Origin of the sequence: Marinobacter sp. M1C (assembly GCF_023314135.1) — a bacterium.
In the GTDB taxonomy this organism is placed as follows: domain Bacteria; phylum Pseudomonadota; class Gammaproteobacteria; order Pseudomonadales; family Oleiphilaceae; genus Marinobacter.
In genome coordinates this window covers 3,091,602-3,105,528 of record NZ_CP092289.1, presented here as the reverse complement: position 1 = coordinate 3,105,528, position 13,927 = coordinate 3,091,602, and the positions used below count along the sequence as shown (strand labels likewise).

The window sequence follows — 13,927 nt, the reverse complement described above, 5'->3', positions numbered from 1 at the left end:
AGCAGCCACTTAACAGTAGGCTCGTGCAGATTACTGTTACAAGCACTACGAGTCTTCTCATCATTTGAGTCCCCTGTTTGGATGGATGTTCCGCATGCCACCGGGTGCGGGTTTGAATGGAAAAAGTGGTCCGGCGGTCTGATAATGGGCCGAGTGATGAATGTAGCGTTGGCGAAGTAAGGCTTCTTCTTTGGGCATTAATTGCAGTGGATGACCTTCGTTGATGTGACGGGTGATCTGGGCAGCTATAGATTGGAGTTCATCCGGCAAGATGATATCCGGATCGGCAGGGTCTACCGGGTCAAGTGGCACACCCGCATCTTTCGCCAACCGATACATTTGCCGCAGGGCTACACGGGAATACTCGGCCTGTACTCGCCGGTCCAGCCAGAGTTGGAACTGCAATTCGACTTCGCCTTCTTTTAGCCTCCGCCGGTAGGCTTCTTCAACCGTTAACGTGGCTTCAGGGTTATTTGGCCCCAGCCAACCTTGATCAATCAGCTGCCTGCGCTCCATCAGTACTGTTGCGTACTCATAGCTTTCTCTGGGGTGGTGGCCGAGGAACTTACGGGACTGGACTACTTTAATGTGTTCGTGGAAATTTTCGGGGTAGCCACCGCCAATGTCGGAGTGCGCCCCGGGCAGTACCCACTCGTTAAAATGACCCGGCAGGCTGCCATCCGGCCCGCGCAGGCTGTTGAGAGAGAAGTTGTAACGCCATTCGTCCCGGGCGGTCAGGTGTACGGCTCTCTGAGCCGCGTCGGGGGTGATATTTACACGCACGTCACCATTGTTGGCATTGTGAGCTGAAAAGTCGCCACTCCGCACGTCTACAACTGCTGCGACGGTATCAAACAGCCCCAAGAAACGAATGGTGACGTTTTTTGGCCAGGCAATGCCCTGCTCCTGAAATGCTTGGCCCAACGCACCACCAACGCCATCCTGCACTTCGTTCACAAAATGCCGGGCGGTGGCCGCGCCCCGGCTAAAGCCGAAAACATCCAAAACAAGGTTATCTATCCGAGTACCCGCATTCTTATATATTTCTTCGGCTAAATTCTTACAGCCTGATTCGATTTTGGCGAGAACGCCTCGCTCCCCCATGCCAGTCCCCATGGCCCAGACATCGTCCTCTTTACCGGATTTGGTGCCAACGCCCGAGACGTATACGGGAATACGGTGATTCTCTACGGTGACCGTGTCGGTGGACAAGGGTTGATAGAGCGTGTGGAGCTTTGCCACATTGGTCTCAGCATTAAGATAGCTCCCCTCCATCAGTTGCGAGATTTCAGCGCTGCAGGTTTCCTCACTGATGGCTCCTGCTGCCTGAGCGGTCAAGCATTCATCTACTTTTCGCTCAAAGGCACCGGTGTTACCGATGCTGTTGCCGGTGCCGTCGAAGAACACGCCGGCTTCAACGGTCACTTTGGCACGCAGGTCAGACCGGCCTTCTGAATAGCGCTTCGAAGCTTCGATTTCTTCCGGGGTCGCACCTTCCAGGCCTTCGTCTACCAGTGCGCCTTTGGCTTTGGCCCACTCAACAAAGCCGAAAGGGTCTTTGTTCAGCGCCTGTTCAGCTTCCGGGGTCAGTTGGCCCTGGCTGTTCAAGGCGCCAGCCTTGGCGAAATCCACCACCGGTGCCGTGAAGGTGGCTACGCCTAATAGGACACGGGGTTTGCCGGTGATGATCTGGCCACCGTGGGAGGTAGGGCTGCCCATGTGGGCAAGGGGGCGGCCGTCCAGCAGGGCCAGTGGATAGCCCTGAACGATCACGGCACCGCAGCCGCAGGCATCGCCCACCCGGGCGATGGGTACGCCATCCACGCTTGCGGTCGCGCCGTTCGCAATAATGGGACTGCTGCCGTGGCCGGGGATGGGGCAAACGTGGGTGTCGCCAACGCAGGCGACCATGAGGTTGCTCATGAGATATTCCTTCCTTGGGTGAACACCGGTTTTACTCCGAAAACCGGCTTGTCTTAAGACGATAGAAGCCTATACATTTTTTTGTTGAGACACCATCACCAGCCCGAAAAGAAATTCTTTCCGGCCACAAAATGCACCCCTATAACCTTATAGTTGGACGAACTGATAACGTAACGGCCAAACGGATCGTTATTTAGCCGCCTCCGATTTTTTGAATGTACTCAGCTCAGTTCCACGTCCAAAGGTGAGTTGAACTGGCTGAAAATTCATGTTTCCGAATAAACACTAACTATTGCAGCATCGCCATGGCGGCCGCCATCTGGGCGTCCAGGTTTTCATCGTCACTTCCGTCTGGGTCCAGCCCAAGCCGTTCAAACGCGCTAATGGTGCTCCAGTCCATCTGAGCCCAGGGGTGATCGGTCCCGGCAACCCTCTGCAAATTTGCTATCATCACCAGATCGCTGTAATCAGCCTTGGCAGGGCTTCGGTCGAACTGATTATAAAGTAACGGAACATCTTGCAGGTCGGCGGGGAAATCCCAGCGCTTGAGGATAATGGCGCCAATCTGCGGGTGCAGTTCAGCAATGATTTCATCCAGCACAATGCCGCTTATTTGGATGTCATTGTCTTCGATATAGCGCAGTATCGGCAGCATGCCAATCAAGTGCACCATGCCCGCCAAGGTGGCCTGTTCGGGCTTAAGACGTGTGTAATTCTGGGCCAGAACGTGACAAATACCAGCGACTTCTATGCTGGCCTGCCAGGTCGCGCGCATGCGTTTGTCGATCATATCCGAGGTGGCCTGAAACATCTGCTCCATGGCCAGGCCCATGGCCAGGCTGCTGGTGTAGGTCATACCCAGGCGGCTTACCGCCATATTCAGGTTCTCGATCGAGCGATTTCCGCGGAACAACGGGCTGTTACAAACGCGAATAAGGCGCGCAGACAACGCTGTATCGTTGCTGATTACTTTGACCAGATCTATGATTGCCGAGTCTTCAGACTGTGCGATATCACGAACTTTAAGCGCAGCTTCGGGCAGTGTGGGCAGTACCAGCTTGTCGCTGTTGATGGCAGTAATCAGATCGTTCTTGATGGTGTCAGCGATGTTCGACATAGGGTGATCAGATCCGGTTGAGCAATTAAGCGGTTAAGCGATGAAGCGCGGGCCTGTGGCCTGTTGGGTATCCGCATCGTCGATTAGTTTATAGCAAATTCAGCGACGCTTGCCTGTCACATTATGTATCTGCCGTCTTATGCGGCTGTTCGCGTTCCGGCACCGCGTATGGCAGCGGGCACAGCTGTATGTTGGCATCGGCGCTGTCTTCCAGTGTTAGTGGGCCGTTTGCGGCGTCATGGCGAATGACCGCAAGCAAATGATATTGCTGCGGCCCGGTCTGCAAAATATTGACCACTTCGCCCACGTTGCGTTCGCCATTGCTGATAGCGTCGCCAACGGCCGGTTCTGGATCGGCGGTAACGGTCAGCCGGTAAAGGCTCTTTTTCAGCTGCCCGAGAAAGTGCATGCGCGCAATAACTTCTTGGCCGGTGTAACAGCCTTTTTTGAAGTGGACGCCTCCCAAATGTTGCCAGTTCAGCATTTGTGGTACGTAGGCGCCGGCGGTTGCGCTGGTCAACCATGGCACCCCGGCGGCAATTTGTCCGGCTTGCCAGGTAGCCAGGCTGCATTGACGTTTGGTTTGGAGTACATCGGGTAAGGCGCCGTCCGGTGACCAGAGCTCATAGCGCGCAGGGCCTTCGATGGACGGTTCCAGCAAAATAAGATGGCCGTGGCCAGTGGTCAGGGTGTCCCCGGGTTGCCGCAGATCGGTAACTAGCGAAGCCTGGTCACCCGCCACCGCCTGTGCCAGTTCACTGCCAAAGATGCCGATGATTTTGCTGTCATCCAGGCGGGCCATAGTGGTGCCGCGAAACAGCATCAAATATTTGCGCAGCTCGGCCTCAGTGGCATCCGCCAGCTCGCGGCTAAAGTCCATCAGAATATCGTCATCGTGGCGCAACATACGCACTAGGGCGTAGGCCCGGCCTTTGCGATTACTGGCGGCTGCATGCAGGGACTTACCCGCGGTGACTTCGCTCACGTTCTGGCTGAACTGGCCTTGCAAAAATTTCTCGGTGCCAGCCCCGCTGACCGTCAGCATCAGTCGGTCACTCAGCTCTGCCCAGTTGTTTTCTGGCAGTGGTTGCTCTGCTATCCCGTTTGCAATGGAGGGGCCAGTGGAGGGTGCAATTGGGCTGTCAACTGATGGGTAGGTGGTGGTATCACTCATTACAAGCTCCGCAAAACAAATGCAAATGGGGTCAAACGGTGGCGGGTATAGGTTTTTGCCCGAGCCTCAGCCACAGGCGCAAACTGCGCGCATCGTCTGAGGGCAGGTTGCCACGGCCGCCGCTGAGCAGCAATACCGTTGTGTAATAGCGGTTGCTGTGGGCTTGGCGTAATTGCAGAACACTGAAGCGGGCGCCAATGCGGCTGCCAGGGCCCGGATTGACGGCGACCGCCGCGTTGTCGTGGTGTAAGGCCCACAGTTGGCCGTCATGAAGGCGCAATCCAACCACGCAATGTTGCCCTAGCAGCAAGCCATGGCTGCTAACGGCATAAAACGTACCAACGGCAGCTAAAGGAACCATCGCCAGCAACCATACATGGCCATCAGTGGACAGCAAACTCACAAAACCCGCTAGCACCAACCAAGGTAGGGCGGCGATAGCACCCACCAGCCCGGTTGGGCGCAGTCTGATATCAATTCGGCTGGACACGTTTCAGAATAACCTCAACGATGCGCTGCAGGTCCGGGTCGTCAGACTTGTTGCGTTGCATAAACCACTCGAACATGTCGTTGTCTTCACAGGTCAGCAGTTTTTCATAGCGGGCTTGGTCATCTGGGTTCAAATCACAGTATGCCTGTTCCAGAAATGGCACCAGAAGATTGTCTAGCTCTAGCATGCCGCGGCGGCTGTGCCACCATAAGCGCTTGAATTCGGGCGAGTTGGAAGTGACTTGAGTTTCAGACATAACGCATCCTGTCAGTTGTAGGTTTAGTACTACCTGATATCACTCATATTGGGATATCAGGGCGCAGAGGTACGGTAAGTGGTGGGTACCAATACGGTGTCACCGGCTTCTGCCTGCATCGCCGGATAATCCAGGGTGTAGTGAAGCCCACGGCTTTCGTGTCTTTGCAGCGCCGAACAAATAATAAGATCTGCCACGGTAACCAGATTGCGCAGTTCCAGCAAATCGTTGGATACCCGGTAATTACTGTAAAAATCGCCAATTTCCCGAGACAGCAAATCGACTCGGTGCTTGGCACGCTGCAAGCGCTTCGTGGTGCGAACTATGCCGACATAGTCCCACATAAAATGGCGCAGTTCGTCCCAGTTGTGGGAAATGACTACGTCTTCATCAGAATCACGAACCTGGCTTTCATCCCACTCCGGAACGTCTGGCACGGCCGGTATGTCGGCTTCCCGGCGGGTAATGTCTTCCGCGGCAGCGCGGCCATACACCAGGCATTCCAGCAGAGAGTTGCTGGCCATGCGGTTGGCACCGTGCAGGCCGGTAAAAGCGGCTTCGCCGACCACGTAAAGCTGGTTGATATCGGTTCTGGCGCGCTGGTCGCTAATGATGCCGCCGCAGGTGTAATGAGCCGCAGGCACCACTGGAATTGGCTCGCAGGTGATATCAATGCCATAGGTCAGGCAGGTTTCGTAAATGGTTGGGAAGTGATGTTTTATAAAATCTGCCGGCTTGTGGCTGATGTCCAGATATACGTGGTCTACGCCCAGGCGTTTCATCTCGTGATCGATGGCACGGGCAACAATGTCTCTGGGTGCCAGTTCGGCACGACTGTCGAAACGGTCCATAAAGCGGCTGCCATCCGGCAACTTCAAGTGCCCGCCTTCGCCGCGCAGAGCTTCGCTGATCAGAAACGATTTGGCGTGGGGGTGGTACAGGCAGGTAGGGTGAAACTGGTTGAATTCCATATTGGCGACACGGCAGCCAGCACGCCAGGCCATAGCGATGCCGTCACCAGACGCACCGTCTGGGTTGGTGGTGTAGCGGTAGGCCTTGGAGGCCCCGCCGGTGGCGATTACCGTGAAGCGGGCACGAATCAGTTCAACGTGATTGTCATCCAGTTTCAACACGTAGGCGCCCACGCAACGATTGCCTGGCAGCGACAGTTTGCGATTGGTGATCAGGTCTACCGCCACCCGGCCGGACATCAGCGTGATATTTGCCCGTGCTTCGGCCCGGGCCACCAGAGTGGTAGATACCGCCTGCCCGGTGGCATCTGCAGCGTGGATAATGCGGCGATGGCTGTGGCCGCCTTCGCGCGTCAGGTGGAAAGCGGCGTTGTTATCGCGAGTGAAGTCCACGCCGGAATCAACCAGCCAGTCAACGCTGGCTTTGCTGTGCTCTACAGTAAAGCGCACAGCGTCTTTGTGGCAAAGGCCTGCTCCGGCGTCCAGGGTGTCCTGGATGTGGTTTTCAACGGAGTCTTCCCCGTCAAGAACCGCCGCAATTCCGCCCTGGGCCCAAAGCGTGGCGCCACTGCTGATGGCCGCTTTGCTGAGGACGCAGACTTGCAAATGGGGTGGCAGATTCAGAGCCACTGTCAAACCGGCAGCTCCACTGCCGATCACCAGTACATCGAACTCGAAGGATTGTGGCATTGGGTTGGTATCGCAGGCCATAATGTGGGTGTGTATTGAACTAAACTTTGTGCTCGCTGTCCATTTGCCAGAACCGGGAAGTCGCTTTTAAGCGGTCATTTTTCCCGAAGACTCCATTAACGGACGCCAGGCAGCAGCATGATGCATTCCATTCTCAAGCAGGCCGGAACTCAGGCCACCGAACCAGCGAGTGCCGGCAAACCGTCCATGACGTCCAGTATAGATCAGACAGCCCCCGACCAGGGCGACAGCCAGACTGACTTGCAGTTGGTGCGCAAGGTACGCAATGGCGACCGTGCTGCCTTTGATTTGCTAGTGCTGAAATACCAGTCGCGAGTGGCGTCTATCATCAGCCGCTATGTATTCGATAGCCACGAAGTGATGGATCTTACTCAAGAAACTTTCGTTAAAGCCTTTCGCGCTATTGACCGTTTTCGTGGTGACAGCGCATTTTACACTTGGCTTTATCGCATAGCGGTTAATACAGCCAAAAATTATCTGGAAGCGCGCAGTCGGCGCCCTCTGGGTAGCGCAGATTCGGCAGACGCGGAAAACTACGACGATGGCCAGCGCCTGCGAGATATCGCCTCGCCAGAGAAGCTGCTGCAGCGCGACCAGTTGCAGCAGGCGTTGAATAAAGCCATAGACGCACTGCCGGAAGAATTGCGTTCGGCGTTTCTGCTGCGCGAATACGACGGCCTGAGTTACGAAGACATTGCCCGCATATTGGAATGCCCGATTGGCACGGTGCGTTCCCGTATTTTTCGGGCCCGAGATGCGGTTGACCGTCATCTTGGCCCCTTGCTCAACCATTCTGCAAGCAATTGAGGTTGCATCCCATGGATGATCGTCTCAGAGAAACCCTGTCGGCCATGATGGACGACGAAGCAGACGAACTCGCTGTGCGGCGTTTGCTGTCCTTTTCCGATCAGGATGAGGTGCGCGGCCAGTGGCAACGCTGGCAGCACATTCACGACCTGATGCATGGCACGGGCGCCGCAGCCGACTCGGTTTCGCCGGCCGCCGATGTTAGTGCCGGTGTTTGGCAGCGCCTTGACGGCGGGGCGCCTACGTCAGAGCACAATGCGATAAGGGCAACAAGTCGTCAGCGATGGCACTGGCCCGCAGTGGCCATGATAGCGATGGCGCTGGTGGTGGGTTTTGGCGCTGGTTCGGGCTGGCAAAGCGCCGGCGAGCCGGAGCTGATTGCTGCTCCGGCCTCAACGGAGCCAAACGCGGCTGCAACGGTTGCTTCGGTCAGCGAAGTATCGCTGCAGGGCCTGGATGACAGACAGCGGCAGCAGATTCACCGTTATCTACTGGAACACGCCCAGCATAACAGCGTGGGTGCCGGTCGCGGCTCGGTGGGCTATGCGCGTCTGGTCAGCGCCGATGCGGGGGGTTACTAAATCGTGAACGGGCAGGCAGGCTCAGCATGGTTGCGTTTTTTCCTGGCCCTTACGGTTATGGGGTTGTGGATGCCGGCTGCGGCACAGTCGACCGAGGCACAGCCCCAAACGGCCAATAGCGCAGAAGCGGTCAAGTGGTTGCAGCGCCTGGGCCCGGCCATGAACATGACCTCCTACCGGGGAGTGTTTGTGTACGGCCGCGGCCAGCAGGTGCATTCCATGCAAGTGGCTCACCGCTACAACGGCAGTATGGTTGAGGAAAGACTGGTTATTCAGGACGGCGGCAGCGGCGAAATTGTGCGTCGTGACATGGAGGTTGTTTGCGTGTTGCCAGCCCAAGATACTGTCATACTAGATGCTATTATTCCTTCCGGGCCGCTGGCTGATTCGTTTAGTGATCAGCTATTGCCTGCGACGCGCTGGTACCAGGCGCAAATGCTGGGAGAGGGCCGCGTAGCAGGTTACGCCGCTGTAAAAATCGCCTTGACCGCTAATGATCCTTACCGCTATAGCTATCGCTTGTGGCTGGAAAAAGAGACCGGCCTGCTGGTAAAAAGCCAAACCCGTAACGCCGACGACCAGATCCTGGAGCATTTCCAGTTCACCAGTCTTGATATCACCGATGATATTGTCGACAGCGAGCTTCAGATAACAACGGCAGACAAGAATAAGACCAGTACCATGAGCCTTGAACCTTCAAATTCCGTCACCGAGCTGGTGACCCGCTTGCAAGGTTGGTCGCTGGATTGGGTGCCCGCGGGTTTTGAGCCTGCGGCTACGCCGCGATCGGATAAACGCCAGGTGATTGCGTTCAGTGATGGTTTGGCGGCTTTTTCAGTGTTTGTAGAAGACATTGCTAGTTTGGACATGCCGACAGGTGCATCGCGCATTGGTGCTACCACGGTGTATTTGCGGCCGGTGCAGTCAGACGGTCGCCAGGTATTGATCTCGGTGGTCGGCGAGGTGCCTCCGATCACCGCCCGTAAAGTGGCAGAGTCGGTGCGTTTTGACAGCGCTGCGGTTGATAGTGCTAATGTTGATAGCGCCACCGCAAGCCTGATCGAGCATCAGGGCGCGAGCCGATGATCACCGAAAGCGGTCGAGTGGTAGCGGTGTCTGGCAACACCGTCTGGGTGCAAACCATTCGCCAGAGCGCGTGCCAGAGTTGTTCCGCCCGCAGTGGCTGCGGCCAGCGCGTGTTGGCGGCTGCCAGCGGTGGCCGCGCCAATCAAGTGCAGGTTCTGAACAGCCTGCACGCGGGTGTGGGCGACGATGTCACTCTGGGCATTGCGGAACAGGCGCTATTGCAGGCGTCGCTATTGGTGTATGCGTTACCGCTGCTGTTGATGGTCGCTGCGAGCATGGCTGCAAACCAGCTGGTGCCGGGCAGCGACGGCGTAGCTATCTTGGCCGCTGGCCTTGGCTTGGGCGCGGGCTTTTTAGTCGCAAAGCTTTGGCAGCGCCGCATGCCCGGTGATTATCAGCCACACTTAATGAAGGTTAATAAGAACGTCCCTACCCAAGCGTTATAATTTCTTCTAGTGCTCGTATATTGAAATAACGGGAAGTGCCCTCACACACATTTGCTAATACTGTTCGCTGGCCGTTTAGGTCAGCTCGGAACTCATTACGGGAGTTGCTCAATGCCAAAAACACCCTCGGTTGTGGCTGCCAGGCAGTCCACCAATTTCGTTTCTTTGATGTGGGCTGCGTTGCTGGCCACTGTTTTGATGGTACTGGTGGTATGGAGCCAAGCTACCCAAGCCCGTGGCCTGCCTGATTTTACAGAACTGGTGGAAGATAATGCCGGTGCGGTGGTGAATATCAGCACAACCTCGGCAGCGCCGGAAAATACAAGCCGTTTCCAAAATCTGCCTTTTGACGAGCGCCAGCTTGAGCAGATGCCAGAGTTTTTTCAGGATTTTTTTCGTGGTCCTGGCTCCGGTAATCCCCACGGTGGCCGCGCCCAGCCAATCCAGTCTATGGGCTCTGGTTTTATCGTGTCCCGCGATGGCTACGTGCTGACCAACAATCACGTAGTGGAGGGCGCTGACGAAATTATTGTACGCTTGAACGACCGCCGTGAACTGCCCGCGCGCCTTATTGGCACGGATCCGCGCTCGGATATGGCCGTGTTGAAAATTGAAAATGGTGACGACCTGCCTGTCGTTCAGGTGGGCAAATCGAAAGATTTGAAAGTGGGCGAGTGGGTTTTTGCCATCGGTTCACCCTTCGGCTTTGACTATACCGTCACCGCCGGCATCGTCAGCGCTCTTGGCCGCTCCCTGCCAAGCGAAAACTACGTGCCTTTTATTCAGACCGATGTCGCTATTAATCCCGGTAATTCCGGCGGGCCGTTGTTCAACATGGACGGCGATGTGATTGGCATTAACTCCCAGATTTATACCCGTTCCGGAGGTTTTATGGGGGTTTCTTTCGCCATTCCCATCGATGACGCCATGAGCGTGTTCCGCCAGATTCGCGACAATGGCAGCGTATCCCGTGGTTGGTTGGGCGTGCTTATTCAGGAAGTGAACCGTGATCTGGCCGAGAGTTTTGGCTTGAAGCGTCCGCGCGGCGCGCTGGTTGCCGAAGTGCTTGGTGGTTCACCGGCGGAAGCTGCTGGCTTGCAGTCTGGTGATATTGTGCTGGCCTATGACGGCGAAGAATTGCAGCTGTCAGCTGAGTTGCCGCCGATGGTAGGGCGCACGCCGATTGGTGAGTCAGCGCGTTTGACGGTACTGCGTGGCGGCAACGAAATGGCTATTGATGTTAAAATTGGTCAGCTTCCGGATGAGCGTGACGCCCAGGCGCAGAGCCCCGTAGTCCCGGGCGATAGTGCTTCGTCGCTATTCGGCCTGAGCGTTGAGCCGCTGCCGGCTAGCATGACCAATGCCCAGGGCATCATTGCCGGCGTATTAGTCGCGGATGTTCAGGGTGGCGCTGCTTTCGACGCAGGCATACGCCCCAATGACGTGATCACTGAAATCGATCGCAAAGCGGTGACGTCGGTGGCGGACTTCCGCAACATTGCCGGCAATCTGGCCGACGATCGCGCCGTGCCAGTGCGCGTAGTGCGTCAGGGTCGTGCGCTCTATCTGGTTATGAAACCTTAACACCTCCTCAAACCCGGCCGCCGACAGCAATGGCAATGGCGGCCGGTAAACTGTAAAATCTTGCCGTTGCCGGATCCGGCAGCGGCCCTCCTCGGGCTCAATCCTGTGTCTTATACGAGTATTCATTGTCTGTGACTGAACTGAGCCGAATCCGTAACTTTTCTATTATCGCCCACATTGACCATGGCAAATCCACACTCGCAGACCGGTTTATCCAGACTTGCGGTGGCCTGTCCTCCCGTGAAATGGCGGAACAGGTGCTTGACTCCATGGATATTGAGCGTGAACGCGGTATTACTATCAAAGCGCAGTGCGTGACGCTGAATTACACCGCTCGTGACGGCCAGGTTTACAAACTCAACTTTATTGATACGCCAGGGCACGTAGACTTTTCCTACGAAGTGTCGCGTTCACTCTACGCGTGCGAAGGCGCGCTGCTGGTGGTGGATGCCGGGCAGGGCGTTGAAGCTCAGTCGGTGGCCAACTGCTATACCGCCATTGAGCAGGGTCTGGAAGTGGTGCCGGTGCTAAATAAGATGGACTTGCCGCAGGCAGAACCGGAGCGGGTAGCCGCCGAAATCGAAGACATCATTGGCATAGACGCCAGCAGCGCCGTGCGCTGCTCGGCAAAGAGCGGCATGGGTGTGGAAGACGTTCTGGAAGATCTGATCCAGAAAATTCCACCGCCAACAGGTGATCGTTCGGCGCCGCTGCAGGCACTGATTATCGACTCTTGGTTTGATAATTATCTGGGCGTTGTGTCGCTGGTGCGCGTGACCCAGGGCGTGCTGAGAAAGGGCGAAAAAATTGTTATTAAGTCGACGGGCAAGGCTTGGAATGCGGACAAAGTGGGTATTTTTAACCCAAAGCCTTACGACACCAACATTCTGGAAGCCGGTGATGTAGGTTTTGTGGTTGCCGGGATCAAAGCTATTCACGGTGCGCCGGTGGGCGATACCATCGTGCATCACAAATTTGCCGACGAAACCTCCAGGCTGCCGGGTTTTAAAAAAATTCAGCCGCAGGTATACGCCGGTCTATTTCCGGTCAGCTCCGACGATTACAACGATTTCCGTGATGCTTTGGATAAACTGACGCTGAATGACGCGTCCTTGTTTTTCGAGCCGGAAAGCTCCGACGCATTGGGCTTTGGTTTTCGCTGTGGTTTCCTGGGCATGCTGCACATGGAAATTATTCAGGAGCGGCTAGAGCGTGAATACGATATTGACCTGGTCACTACTGCGCCCACGGTTATCTATGAAGTGCTCACTAAGCTGGGTGAGACATTATCGGTAGACAGCCCCTCAAAGTTGCCGGATATTGGCTCAATTGAGGAAATGCGTGAGCCCATTGTGCAAGCCAACATTTTGGTGCCGCAAGAGCATTTGGGAAATGTGATTGCCCTGTGCGAGCAAAAACGCGGCGTACAAAAAAGTATGCACTTCACCACCAGGCAGGTGCAGCTCACCTATGAGCTGCCCATGGCCGAAGTGGTTCTCGACTTTTTCGACCGGTTAAAGTCCGTCAGCCGAGGCTTCGCTTCACTGGATTACCACTTCATTCGGTTTCAGGCGGCCAATCTTGTGCGCCTGGACGTGCTGATCAACGGTGAGCGGGTGGATGCTCTGGCCTTGATTGTTCACCGTGAACTGGCGAATCACAAAGGCCGTCAACTGGTGGAAAAAATGAAAGAGCTGATTCCGCGGCAGATGTTTGATATTGCCATTCAGGCGGCGATCGGCAACCAGGTAGTGTCACGAGTGACGGTGAAAGCCTTGCGTAAGAACGTGACCGCTAAATGTTACGGCGGCGATGTCAGTCGCAAAAAGAAACTGCTGCAAAAGCAGAAAGACGGTAAAAAACGCATGAAGCAAGTGGGTAATGTGGAAGTGCCCCAAGACGCGTTTCTAGCGGTATTGAAAATCGACAACTAGAAAATCGACAAAAATTAGGCATCTGATAAGTAGGCATCTGAATGGATATTAATTTTCCGCTGATCTTGGTCATTCTGACCTTTGCAACGGGTTTGGTCTGGTTCACTGACAAGCTGTTTTTACGCTCGCGCCGTGCCGCCAAAGCGAGTGCCGTGGCCTCAGACGAAGACTCGTCCGCAAAAGAGCCTTATCTGGTCGAGCTGAGCCGTTCGTTTTTCCCGGTATTGGCCATTGTGTTGGTTCTGCGTTCGTTTTTGGTAGAGCCATTCCAGATTCCCTCCGGCTCTATGCTGCCTACCCTGGAGGTGGGCGATTTCATTCTGGTAAACAAGTTTGCTTACGGCCTTCGGCTGCCGGTTCTGGGCTCAAAAGTGGTCAGCATCGACGATCCGGACCGCGGCGATGTGATGGTATTCCGCTACCCTGAAGACCGCAAAACCAATTACATAAAGCGAGTGATTGGTTTGCCCGGTGATCAGATTCGCTACCGCGATAAAACTCTGTTCATAAACGGTGAAAAAGTAGAATCGGAATTTGTGGCGCGTCTGCCGCCCAACGAATACAGGCGCGAACAGCTAGGAGGGGTAGAACACGATATTTTTCTGACCACGGGCCGTCTGGGTACCGGCGGTGAAGGCGAATGGCAAGTGCCCGAAGGCCACTATTTTGTAATGGGTGACAACCGTGACAACAGTAATGACAGCCGCTACTGGGGCACGGTCCCAGACGACCTTGTTGTCGGCAAGGCCTTTGCTATCTGGATGCACTGGGAGTCGCTGGTCAGTTTGCCATCGTTTGGCCGGGTGGGTGGCATAGAATAATGGAAAACCTAATGAGAATGCAGGGG

The 13,927-nt window shown here is 55.6% G+C and carries 13 protein-coding genes; 7 read left to right on the top strand and 6 right to left on the bottom strand.

The genetic code is table 11. The features are described 5' to 3' along the window. Positions 1 to 60: 60 nt before the first annotated feature. The 6 genes from MIH19_RS14520 to nadB form a co-directional block, all read right to left on the bottom strand. Positions 61 to 1,923, bottom strand: a complete 1,863-nt coding sequence (locus MIH19_RS14520) for a DUF2235 domain-containing protein (RefSeq protein WP_249018598.1) — start codon at positions 1,921 to 1,923, stop codon at positions 61 to 63. 289 nt (positions 1,924 to 2,212) lie between these two features. Then, on the bottom strand, positions 2,213 to 3,040 hold the full coding sequence (locus tag MIH19_RS14515) for an HDOD domain-containing protein (protein WP_249005542.1): 828 nt from the start codon (positions 3,038 to 3,040) through the stop codon (positions 2,213 to 2,215). Between the two features lie 121 nt (positions 3,041 to 3,161). Further along, positions 3,162 to 4,214, bottom strand: coding sequence for a folate-binding protein (locus MIH19_RS14510; protein ID WP_249005541.1), 1,053 nt, complete (start codon positions 4,212 to 4,214; stop codon positions 3,162 to 3,164). 31 nt (positions 4,215 to 4,245) lie between these two features. After that, on the bottom strand, positions 4,246 to 4,704 hold the full coding sequence (locus tag MIH19_RS14505) for a hypothetical protein (protein WP_249005540.1): 459 nt from the start codon (positions 4,702 to 4,704) through the stop codon (positions 4,246 to 4,248). Next, the gene (locus MIH19_RS14500; RefSeq protein ID WP_249005539.1) at positions 4,688 to 4,960 is read right to left on the bottom strand and encodes a succinate dehydrogenase assembly factor 2; all 273 of its coding nucleotides are present in this window, start codon (positions 4,958 to 4,960) and stop codon (positions 4,688 to 4,690) included. The genes MIH19_RS14505 and MIH19_RS14500 overlap by 17 nt, the downstream gene beginning before the upstream one ends. Positions 4,961 to 5,016: 56 nt before the next feature. Next, entirely contained in the window at positions 5,017 to 6,621 is a 1,605-nt protein-coding gene (gene nadB, locus MIH19_RS14495) for an L-aspartate oxidase (RefSeq protein WP_249005538.1), read from the bottom strand. A gap of 141 nt (positions 6,622 to 6,762) precedes the next feature. Here nadB and rpoE point away from each other — a divergent pair, with 141 nt between their 5' ends. The 7 genes from rpoE (at position 6,763) to lepB (ending at position 13,901) form a co-directional block, all read left to right on the top strand. After that, on the top strand, positions 6,763 to 7,449 hold the full coding sequence (gene rpoE, locus MIH19_RS14490) for an RNA polymerase sigma factor RpoE (RefSeq protein ID WP_283164120.1): 687 nt from the start codon (positions 6,763 to 6,765) through the stop codon (positions 7,447 to 7,449). A gap of 11 nt (positions 7,450 to 7,460) precedes the next feature. After that, complete coding sequence (locus MIH19_RS14485; protein WP_249005537.1) at positions 7,461 to 8,030, top strand: sigma-E factor negative regulatory protein; 570 nt, start codon at positions 7,461 to 7,463, stop codon at positions 8,028 to 8,030. Positions 8,031 to 8,060: 30 nt separating this feature from the next. Further along, positions 8,061 to 9,116: a MucB/RseB C-terminal domain-containing protein gene (locus tag MIH19_RS14480; protein WP_249009013.1), complete on the top strand. Its 1,056-nt coding sequence runs from the start codon at positions 8,061 to 8,063 to the stop codon at positions 9,114 to 9,116. After that, positions 9,113 to 9,562 carry a SoxR reducing system RseC family protein gene (locus tag MIH19_RS14475; protein ID WP_249005536.1) on the top strand — a complete coding sequence of 150 codons (450 nt, stop codon included), beginning with the start codon at positions 9,113 to 9,115 and terminating at the stop codon, positions 9,560 to 9,562. Before MIH19_RS14480 ends, MIH19_RS14475 begins: the two co-directional genes overlap by 4 nt. A gap of 111 nt (positions 9,563 to 9,673) precedes the next feature. Further along, the gene (locus tag MIH19_RS14470; RefSeq protein ID WP_283164057.1) at positions 9,674 to 11,146 is read left to right on the top strand and encodes a DegQ family serine endoprotease; all 1,473 of its coding nucleotides are present in this window, start codon (positions 9,674 to 9,676) and stop codon (positions 11,144 to 11,146) included. Between the two features lie 131 nt (positions 11,147 to 11,277). After that, on the top strand, positions 11,278 to 13,080 hold the full coding sequence (gene lepA / locus MIH19_RS14465) for a translation elongation factor 4 (protein ID WP_249005535.1): 1,803 nt from the start codon (positions 11,278 to 11,280) through the stop codon (positions 13,078 to 13,080). Positions 13,081 to 13,121: 41 nt separating this feature from the next. After that, a complete protein-coding gene (gene lepB / locus MIH19_RS14460; RefSeq protein ID WP_249005534.1) occupies positions 13,122 to 13,901 on the top strand; it encodes a signal peptidase I in 780 nt (259 codons plus the stop codon). Positions 13,902 to 13,927: the final 26 nt, after the last annotated feature.

What these genes read in the sequence shown, in the direction of transcription:
- nadB (WP_249005538.1), bottom strand. Translation starts at nt 6,621, where the DNA reads ATGCCACAATCCTTCGAGTTCGATGTACTGGTGATCGGCAGTGGAGCT.
- MIH19_RS14510 (WP_249005541.1), bottom strand. Translation starts at nt 4,214, where the DNA reads ATGAGTGATACCACCACCTACCCATCAGTTGACAGCCCAATTGCACCC.
- lepB (WP_249005534.1), top strand. Translation starts at nt 13,122, where the DNA reads ATGGATATTAATTTTCCGCTGATCTTGGTCATTCTGACCTTTGCAACG.
- MIH19_RS14475 (WP_249005536.1), top strand. Translation starts at nt 9,113, where the DNA reads ATGATCACCGAAAGCGGTCGAGTGGTAGCGGTGTCTGGCAACACCGTC.
- MIH19_RS14470 (WP_283164057.1), top strand. Translation starts at nt 9,674, where the DNA reads ATGCCAAAAACACCCTCGGTTGTGGCTGCCAGGCAGTCCACCAATTTC.
- MIH19_RS14520 (WP_249018598.1), bottom strand. Translation starts at nt 1,923, where the DNA reads ATGAGCAACCTCATGGTCGCCTGCGTTGGCGACACCCACGTTTGCCCC.
- MIH19_RS14515 (WP_249005542.1), bottom strand. Translation starts at nt 3,040, where the DNA reads ATGTCGAACATCGCTGACACCATCAAGAACGATCTGATTACTGCCATC.
- rpoE (WP_283164120.1), top strand. Translation starts at nt 6,763, where the DNA reads ATGCATTCCATTCTCAAGCAGGCCGGAACTCAGGCCACCGAACCAGCG.
- MIH19_RS14500 (WP_249005539.1), bottom strand. Translation starts at nt 4,960, where the DNA reads ATGTCTGAAACTCAAGTCACTTCCAACTCGCCCGAATTCAAGCGCTTA.
- MIH19_RS14485 (WP_249005537.1), top strand. Translation starts at nt 7,461, where the DNA reads ATGGATGATCGTCTCAGAGAAACCCTGTCGGCCATGATGGACGACGAA.